At 43.0% G+C, this 3496-nt stretch carries 4 protein-coding genes; 3 read left to right on the top strand and 1 reads right to left on the bottom strand.

Features of this window, described 5'->3' with window-relative positions:
- Positions 1–143: 143 nt before the first annotated feature.
- Positions 144–1307, bottom strand: a complete 1164-nt coding sequence (locus tag H6A12_RS12895; RefSeq protein ID WP_204448413.1) for a hypothetical protein — start codon at positions 1305–1307, stop codon at positions 144–146.
- Positions 1308–1648: 341 nt separating this feature from the next.
- On the opposite strand from H6A12_RS12895, the gene H6A12_RS12890 reads away from it, so the two are divergent.
- From H6A12_RS12890 to H6A12_RS12880, 3 genes are all read left to right on the top strand, one after another.
- Complete coding sequence (locus tag H6A12_RS12890; protein ID WP_204448412.1) at positions 1649–2401, top strand: pseudouridine synthase; 753 nt, start codon at positions 1649–1651, stop codon at positions 2399–2401.
- A complete protein-coding gene (locus H6A12_RS12885) occupies positions 2398–2766 on the top strand; it encodes a hypothetical protein (RefSeq protein ID WP_204448411.1) in 369 nt (122 codons plus the stop codon). The genes H6A12_RS12890 and H6A12_RS12885 overlap by 4 nt, the downstream gene beginning before the upstream one ends.
- A gap of 79 nt (positions 2767–2845) precedes the next feature.
- On the top strand, positions 2846–3373 hold the full coding sequence (locus tag H6A12_RS12880) for a hypothetical protein (RefSeq protein WP_204448410.1): 528 nt from the start codon (positions 2846–2848) through the stop codon (positions 3371–3373).
- Positions 3374–3496 lie beyond the last annotated feature (123 nt).

Raw genomic sequence — 3496 nt, 5'->3', positions numbered from 1 at the left:
AATCGTTGTTTTCGGGAAAAAGACGGAAACGCAGACTGCTGCGATCAATGCGACCGACAAAACAACGGCGACAATGATAAGATTTCGTTTGTTTGTTTTTGTCATGGGAAGCACCTTCTTTCGGATCTTATTGAAGATAAAAATTAAAGGGGAACGACACATGCACAGGTTTGCTCATGTAAAGACCAACTATGTCCTAATGAAGACCATGTTTTATATACACAAGTTGCATGATATGCATCTGCTATAATAATTGTATTTTCCACCTCAATATATTGGTAGCCAAAGGCGGCGACTGCATGGTCTCCTGGCCAGTCAGCATGATATAAAAATGGACGATTCCAATCGATAAATTCTCTGTAAGTTGTAAAAGAGATTTCCCGTTGTCCCTCTTTATCAAAAGTATAAACAGAAGGTGTATAGCCTTTAGAAGAAACATAGTTTTTCCATGCCGGTTCTACTTTAGATGGGTCACATCCTCCGATAGAGTATGGTCCCATTGCGTTTTTTAAAGCAGTATATGTGGAACCAGCGGTGTATAAGGCACTTTTGCCTTTACATAAATCCCAGTATTTGCAAATATTTGTGACGGCAATCGGTGCACAAGTGTTTTTATTGACCGTATCGCCTACAGAGGTATATGTTTCAAAAGCAATCGCTGTAGTATATCCGGAAACAAACTTTGTTACAGTGTTTGTTCCTAAAGGTTGAATGGGTGCGGAAGCCCGATTCATACTCACTTTATTTGCAACATACTGATCATAAGATTCACGGATTTCTGCTTTTACCTGTGTGTCAAGTGACAATGTTTCGCCTGTGTAAAGATCCATATAAGATTTTGTCAACGAAAATGGTGTACTTGGTTGTTCTGTCAAATATGAATATCCGCCTAAATAGATGGTTTTTGTGTTTGAAGAGAGATTCTTTTTTCCTTGTTTCATAATATTCGACGTATGGACACCGCTGAAACAATAACTATCTAATCTTGCTTCTCCTGTGGAAAGATCAATTTGAATAAATCCTGATGGAGAGCCGTTGGTTTCAAACTCAAACACATATCCATTTACATTTAAGTCTATGTCATATAACGGAAATGTGTTTGCACATACAGTATTTTCTGTCCATGTGCAGTCTGGAACGTCAGATATAATAATTTGTTTCAGGGAATTTGCTTTTTGAAGAGCATCTGTATATGGAGAAGAAGAGGCGAGTGCGGGTGAAGGGATCATACAACAAAGTACGGTAAAAACCAAAAGAATACTAATAAAAGAATATAATCGTTTCTTTGGATAAAATTGTTGTTTCATTTTTATTCCTCGCTTTCTTAAATAAGTTCAAAATTATTTTTGATAATTGAATGTTAAAAAGCTATGCACATTGGTATCATCTTCTTTCAAGTGTTTTAATGAAGATACAATATCTTCCTAATTTCAGTATATCATTTTGATAAATAAATATCAATGAAAAGAAACTGTCGGTTGTGTAGAAAAATCACAGTACCGTTTGCGCAGGATGTATAGTTTTGTACGGACTTTTGCAAAAGATAGCGCGCCGGCTGGCTTTTCCTTGACATTATTCTTAGTTTTTAGTACGATACACTTGTATTGGTATGAGATTCCCGTTGTGAAACGGCAGGAGGTTTTTTATTATGGAGAAAATTCGCATTCAGAAAATGATGGCAGATAACGGCGTTTGTTCCCGCCGAAAGGCAGAGGTGCTGATTGAAGAGGGACGTGTCAAAGTCAACGGTCATCCGGCGCTGATCGGTCAAAAAATTGATCCGATGAAGGATCTTGTGACGGTGGACGGCGAGCGGGTGTTCGTCGCACGCAAAAAAACACATCTCTATCTGATGATGCACAAGCCGCGCGGCTATCTGACGTCGATGTCGGACGATCGCGGCCGCCGCTGTGTGACAGAACTGTTGCCGCATGATCTTCCGGTGCGTGTGTTTCCGGTTGGACGGCTCGACCTAAACTCTGAGGGACTTTTGCTCTTTACAAGCGACGGCAAATTCGCAAACGATCTGATGCATCCGTCGCGCAATGTGACCAAAACGTATCGTGTGACAGTACGCCCGGATATCACAGATGAACAGGCGGCAAAACTCTCCGCAGGCGTGTATCTGGACGGCCGCATTACGGCGCCGGCAGATGTGCGCGTGCTGACAAAAGAGCCGAACCGTGTGGTTTGTGAGATTGCAATTCACGAGGGCAGAAACCGTCAGATTCGTCGGATGTGCGAATCGGTCGGACTGGAAGTGGCGCGTTTAAAACGGACATCGATCGGTCCGCTGCGCCTGGGTATGCTCAAACCCGGCGATGTACGCGAACTTTCCAAAGAGGAACTGCGTGCAATCCGCACCGCAATTTCTAAGCCGCAGGCGGGAGGCAGAAAATGATTGCGTTTTTGCCGATTCGTGAAAAACAGCTCGTACAGTCGCTGGCGCAAAAAGAAGGTGTATCGGCTTCGTTTGGCTATGCTGTGTTTGAAAACGATGCACCTGCCGCATATATATTATATGAGATTTGCGGTGAGGAAGGCGTTTTGGTATGCATTGGCGGTGAATATGACCGTTTGATTGCAGAGGGACTCATTCGTGCGGTGTTTTCAAGCTTATATGATGCAAACATTTCGCGTGCGCGTTTTTTGGACGGAATTCCGGGTGAATTGACGCGTTCTTTGGGCATTACCAAAGATGATTCGCGTGTGGTTGAATCGATTGCAGATGTTTTGTTTCACTGCGGATGCGAAAAATGTCATTAAAATCTTTGCTGCGTTCTTGCAGGTCTTGTGTTGATGTGCTATAATCGAGATAATAAATTATAGTTTGGGGGTCTTTTTTATGAAAAAAGGCAAATTTGGCGTTTGCTTGTGGTTCTATGCTGTGCTGGCATTTGTTCTGGCATTTTTGGGTCAAGTGCTGCTTGGCGCTTTGCTGTTAGGCTTTGTCATTGCAACAGAAAAAGATGAATGGCTCACAAGACAAACCATCGAGGCACTTTGCCTTTCGATTTTTGCATCGGTAGTCAGCAGTGTCCTCTCGATCATTAACCGCGTATTCTCTTACATTCCGCTCGTGGGCAGCGCCGTAAGCGATGTGTTCTCCTGGCTGAACTGGCTCGTTTCCATTGCTGTTTTGGTGTTCGTTATCATCGGAATTGTACAGACGGCAAAAGGCAAGGACGCTTCCATTCCGGTGTTCTCGTCGATCGCTTGCAAAGCAGTGGGTCTGATCAAACAAAAACCGGTATATCAGCAGCCGCAGTATCAGCAGCCGATGAACGGCCAATATCCGCAGCAGCCGGCAAACGGACAGTATCCGCAGTACCAGCCGCCGATGAATCAGCCGCCGCAGAATCCGCAGCAGTAATTCATGTATTTCGCAAAAAAGACATCGTGCATCTGTGTACGATGTCTTTTTTGAATCTTTTTTTAAATCCCGAAAAAACCGCTTGTTATTTAGAGATTGATTGTGTATAATTAAATTTGATAT

The sequence above is a fragment of the Merdimmobilis hominis genome (genome assembly GCF_016901855.1).
GTDB lineage: Bacteria > Bacillota > Clostridia > Oscillospirales > Ruminococcaceae > Paludihabitans.
The sequence above is the reverse complement of the archived record's forward strand: the minus strand, read 5'-3'. Positions and strand labels throughout refer to the sequence as shown.